This is a genomic window from Streptomyces zaomyceticus, assembly GCF_014656215.1.
Lineage (GTDB): Bacteria > Actinomycetota > Actinomycetes > Streptomycetales > Streptomycetaceae > Streptomyces > Streptomyces zaomyceticus.
Genome location: NZ_BNBZ01000070.1, coordinates 1 through 4512 on the forward strand (window position 1 = coordinate 1; position 4512 = coordinate 4512).

The 4512-nt window shown below is 75.1% G+C and carries 3 protein-coding genes and 1 pseudogene; all 4 read right to left on the minus strand.

All coding sequences use genetic code 11. The features are described from left to right. Window positions 1–27: 27 nt before the first annotated feature. On the minus strand, window positions 28–1803 hold the full coding sequence (locus IE311_RS36430; RefSeq protein WP_189836196.1) for an asparagine synthetase B family protein: 1776 nt from the start codon (window positions 1801–1803) through the stop codon (window positions 28–30). Between the two features lie 56 nt (window positions 1804–1859). Beyond that, window positions 1860–2408, minus strand: coding sequence for a hypothetical protein (locus IE311_RS36435; protein WP_189836197.1), 549 nt, complete (start codon window positions 2406–2408; stop codon window positions 1860–1862). A 43-nt stretch (window positions 2409–2451) separates the two neighbouring features. Next, window positions 2452–3387 carry a hypothetical protein gene (locus IE311_RS36440; protein WP_189836198.1) on the minus strand — a complete coding sequence of 312 codons (936 nt, stop codon included), beginning with the start codon at window positions 3385–3387 and terminating at the stop codon, window positions 2452–2454. Then, window positions 3384–4512, minus strand: a pseudogene (locus tag IE311_RS36445) (hypothetical protein); the annotation flags it as partial. The pseudogene IE311_RS36445 and the gene IE311_RS36440, both read right to left, overlap by 4 nt.

Below are 4512 nucleotides of genomic sequence, written 5' to 3' on the forward strand. Positions count from 1 at the left end.
GGGGACGCGGTGGAACCGCCGGGCGGGTCACACGTCGTACGAGCGCAGCCAGAGCTCCAGGGTGAGCACCAGCCACAACTTGCCTCCCTGCCGGGGCAGCAGGGCGCCCTCGCCCCGCAGCCAGGCCCGGACGGTCTCGGGCCGGAACAGTCCGCGCTGCCGGGACCTGGGGCCCAGCAGGAGGTCCTGGCCCAGGTCGCGGAGCGGGCCCGTCAGCCACTGCTGCACCGGTACGCGCATCCCGCTCTTGGGCCGGTCGACCACCGTGTCCGGGAGGAGGTCCCGTACGGCCTCCTTCAGGATCCACTTCTCCGCCGTGCCGCGGAGCTTGAAGGACGGCGGGGTCGCGAAGGCGTGGTCGACGACCGAGCGGTCGAAGAGCGGCGAGCGGCCCTCCACACCCTGCGAGGACGTCAGCCGCTCCACCTTCGTGAGGATGTGGTGGGCGCCCTTGGTCCGCAGATTGCAGTGGAGGAGCTGGTTGAGGAGGTGCCCCATCCGGTACGGGCCGCCGCCGTCGGCCGTCAGGTACGGCGCCACGTGCCGCTCCAGGGGCGGTGCGTCCCGCAGGGCCTCCAGGGCCGGTGCCGTCAGCAGGTCCGGAAGATCGGTCCAGCACTTGCGGTACGAGCGCAGGTACGCGGTCGCCCGGCTCTCGTCCCAGGGCGCGCCCGGGGTCCGGTGCATCTCCTGGACCAGCATGGGGAGGTTCTTCGGTCCGCCGAACACGGGGTCGCCGCCCTCGCCGTTGAGGACGACGGACGCGCCGTCGGCGGCCACGGCCTCGGCGAGCATCAGGTTCGGCACGGTCAGCGGGTCGCCGACCGGACTGTCGAGAAGCGCGGCGGCCTCGGCGAGCCGCGCGGCGACGGCCTCGCCCGAGACGTTCAGGACCCGGTGGCGGGTGTGGCAGTGCGTGGCCACCAGGCCCGAGTAGCCCAGCTCGTTCGGCAGGTCGTCGCCGAAGCTGATGGAGTAGGTGTGCACCGGGTGGCTGTGGAGCTTCGCCGCCAGGGCCGTGACCAGGGAGCTGTCGATCCCGCCGGAGAGGAGCACGGCGGCCGGCTCGGCGACGGGCAGTCGGCCGGCCGTCGCCCGTTCCAACAGGGCGCGCAGCGCGAGGACATGACCGGACGGGTCCTCCGGGACGGGCTCCTCGATCCGCTCCCGGGGTTCCCAGTGGACGGTCTCCGTCGACGTCCCGTCCCGGCGCAGCCGCAGCACCCGGCCGGGCAGCAGCTCCCGTACGCCGCTCAGCAGGGTTTCCTCGCCGGGGAGATAGGCGAAGGTGAGGAAGGAGCGGACCGCGGACAGGTCCATCGAGGTGCCGAGTGCCGGCCAGCGGCGCAGCGCCCGCAGCGAGGTGGAGGCGGCCCAGGCGCCGTCGGCCCGGGCGTAGAACAGGGTGCGGGCACCGACATGGTCGCGGATCAGGACCAGGTCCTGGCCGTCGAGCACGGCCAGGACGAACATTCCCTCGGCGCGCGCCACCCCCTCGTCCCCGAACACCGCCCACGAGCGCAGCAGGAGTTCACCGTCCGGGCAGTCCGGCGGCGGGGGAGCGGCACGCTCCGCGAGGGCCGCGAGCAGCACCGGCCGGTTGTACAGGGTCACCTCCCCGACGGCCGTCCGGCCGTACGCGGTGAACGGGCCCTCGGCGCGACCGTGTTCACCGGCGAGCAGCGACAGTTCCGCGCCCGTGACCTCGGCCGGGACATGGCCGGGCCCGAGGGCGCCCATCGCGTCGAGATGGGCGCGGGCCTGCCCGGTGGTGGCGGCCAGACAGGCGCACAGTCGTGCCACGTACTGCTCCTTCTCCTCGTGTTCTCCTGGTGCGACGGCGCCGGTGGGCGCGCGGCTCAGCCGAAGTCGTCGTCGTTCCAGGCGTCCTGGTCGCCGTCCCAGTTCGTGTCCCAGTCGTCCCCGCCCCCGTCGGCGCCCCCGCCCCCGTCGGCGCCCGTACCGCCGTCGCCACCGCCTCCGGAGGACGAGGAGGCCTGCGCCTGCTGCCGCAGCTCCTCCTCCTGCTCGGGGGACAGGGTCAGCGGCGGCAGCTGGGCGGCGGTGATGGCGAGCGTCGCGACACCCAGACCGGCGAGCAGGACCCCCATCCGGCCGCCGAAGGAGCTCCGGTTGACCAGGACCTTCTCGCCGCGCGCCCACAGGGTCCGGCCGTAGCCGATGTCCCGGGCGTAGGTGACGGTGCCGTCGGCGAGGGTGCGCTTGATGATGCGGTCGCCGAGCAGCTCGTCGGTGCCCGAGCCGCCGCGGTTGTCGTGCCAGCCCACGAGCCGGGGCCGGCCGGGGGTGCGCCGCCGCCATTCCTCCAGGCCGTCCTCGTAGGTGCGGTGGACGGTGCCGTCGGCGAGCAGTTCGTCCGCGTAGCCGATCTCTTGGGGACGGATCATGGTGTGCGTACCTCGGGTGTGTGGGAGGGGGCGCCGGGACGGGTCACGCGGCGGGCCAGGTCATGAAGCCGGTTCCGCGCAGTCCGCGCAGGCCGCTCCAGAGGGAGTCGCGGGGAGGGCGTGGCCCCCGGGTCAGACGCAGGACCGTCCGTAGGAGACGGGCCGGGGGCACGGCCGCCACCTCGGCGAACCGTCCGCCCGCCAGCCAGTCGGCCTCCTTCGGCCGCAGGGCGGCGGGCAGGGCGGCGAGACGGGCGGGGTCGGGCGCCGGGCCGCGGCCCGAGTGCAGGCGCAGGGCGGCCGCGTGCCGGGGCACCAGGCCCAGGGAGACCACCCGGACGCCGGACACCGGCCCGAGACCGGCCCGGACCCGGGCCGGGAGCGTGACGCCGGACGGGCTCGCGTCGTGCAGGACGTGCACGGTGGCTCCGCCGGCCCGCTCCAGTGCGGCGAGCAGCCGGGGGGCGAGCGGCAGGTCGTCGGCGGCGAGGACCGGGCAGGCCGCCTCCAGATGGACGTGGTTGGCGAGCAGCATCCCGGCGACCGAGCGGTCCTGGCAGACCAGCAGACGCGGCAGCCCGTAGTCGTGGAGGTCGGGCTCCGAGGCTTCCGTCCGGCGCGGCGGCAGGTGCGGCGCCGGCGGAGGGGGAAGCAGTCCCGGTACGGTCTCCCGGCCGCGGGCCTCCAGCGCGCGGGTGAACACGGGCAGGCGCAGGACCGGCGCGGGTGTGCCGGGAAAGCGGCCGAGGAAGGCCGGGCCGGGACTCAGGACGCGGCAGGTCTCGTAGTACAGCTGACGCTCGGTGAACCGCAGCCCGCCGGGTTCGGCGGCGCGCCGCGCGGCCACGGTGATCGCGCGGTCGGTCAGTCCGGTGATGGTCCGGGCCGTCGACCGGGTCACCGCTTCGGCCGCGGTCCGGACGCCGGAACGGGCCGCGGCCCGGCCGGTGCGCGGGGACGGGAGGTGTCGCTGGTTCATGCGGCCGGGGTGCCTTTCGTTCGGAACGCGTCGCCGACCGGCTTCGGCGTCCCGGCCGGCCAGGTCAGAAAGCCGTCGGTGGCGCCCGGAATGGCGGGCCGGGCGACCCGTGCCCGGTTCACCGCCGCCGTGACGGCAGCCTCCAGGTGCCGCGGGGGTACGGCGGCGAGGGGGCTCCAGAACCCCTCGGCCAGCCATGCGGCGTCCGTCTCGGAGAGGCCCGCGACGGAACGGAACTTCCCCGCGTCGATGGGGGGCAGGGGCGACACGCGGCGGACGGCGTCCTTCCGGAGCCGGACCGCGGCGACGGGGAGGCCGCCGTCCACCACGACCCTGCCCGGGTGGGCGAGGCGCAGCAGCGGGGCCAGCAACGCCCCCAGGGCGCTCGCGTCGTGCAGGACCACGACGGGGAGCCGGCCGGGCACGTCCACCAGGGCGTCGTGCGCCGTCGCCGGTTCGGCCTCCACGAGGAGCACCTTCAGCCGGGCGGGGATGTCGTTGGCCCGGAGGAACACGGCGACCGCGTGATCGGTGCAGAGCACGACGGCCTCGGGACGGCTCACGACGGACCCGCGGGGTGCGCGGACGTGCGGATCGTCGTCCACGACACCCGGCGGCAGTTGCTTGTACACCGTCGTCCAGCGGCCGCGCACCAACCGCCCGAACACGTTCTCGTCGGGAGTGACGCTCGACCCGCCCGGCCGAGCGGGGGTATGTCTCATGCATGTGGCGAACCCGAGCGCGGCGACGCCGGCGGTACCGCTCAGTGCCGCCCACAGACCGTCCACCGGGCCGACACAGAGGAACAGCAGTGCGGCGACGGGAAGGGCGACCAGCCACCGGACGGCGGCCCGGACCCCGTACGCGGGGCTCGGCCCCCAAGCGAAGTCGGAGACGCGGGCGAGGTACCAGAGCTGGGTGACGGTCACCTTCAGACGGCCGTCGTCGGTGGCTCGCGCGGCGATTCGTCGGATGCGCAGGTCGGTCATGCCCCGGCCGTGCGTCTTCGGGTCCAGCGCGAACGGGCGGTCGCAGCGCGAACAGATCTGCCCGGTCCGCTCCTTGGCCGCCAGTTGGGCGGCGCAGTGCGGGCAGATCATCGGCCACCCGCCGCGTCGGGTCCGG